This window comes from Microvirga sp. P4_G7 (genome assembly GCF_056401005.1).
In genome coordinates, this window is record NZ_JBFUKD010001200.1 from 1 (window position 1) to 531 (window position 531).

2 protein-coding genes are annotated in these 531 nt (G+C 64.4%); both read right to left on the minus strand.

Features of this window, described 5'->3' with window-relative positions; genetic code table 11:
* Positions 1-260: flagellar basal body L-ring protein FlgH (locus AC1DT3_RS23865; RefSeq protein ID WP_477467616.1), on the minus strand; the 260-nt coding region annotated here is incomplete at its 3' end.
* A partial coding sequence (locus AC1DT3_RS23870) for a MotE family protein (protein WP_477467617.1) occupies positions 257-531 on the minus strand: 275 nt, incomplete at its 5' end. The genes AC1DT3_RS23870 and AC1DT3_RS23865, both read right to left, overlap by 4 nt.

Consider the following 531-nt stretch of genomic DNA (forward strand, 5'->3'; position numbering starts at 1 on the left):
TCGTCGATGAGAATATTGATGGTCACGACGTCTCCGACGCGCCTCGCGCGCGGATCCTGAAAGAGGTCCGCGGCGCTCTGGTCCCAAAGGGAATTGTAGGCCCGCCGCCCGCCGGCAGGGAACGCGTTCGGCATGGGTTCGTGCTCGACGGTCAAGCCGCGCCCGACTGCGGACATGCGCGGCTCCCGGCCGATGTCGTTGGGATCGGTTGCGCACGCGCCGAGAAACAGCGCCACGGCCAAGGACAAGAGATGTTTCATCCTGACTTCTCGCTATCCTGCGACCGCCTTGGCGTGTCGCTCATCGTGTTGCTCAGCTGTGCCGCGCGGGCCGGTTCCATCTCGTTGAGGACGGCGCTGGCGTTGCGCGGACCGAGCTTGGCGAGGATCGCCGCAGCCACTTCGTCACGCATATTGGCGAGCTGCAGGGCTGCTGCCTCGGGACGCATACGCGCATAGATCGCAACGACCGACTCGTCAGCCTTGGCGAGAAACTCGTTCCGCTTCTTCAGCCATTCCTCGTACTCGGTAC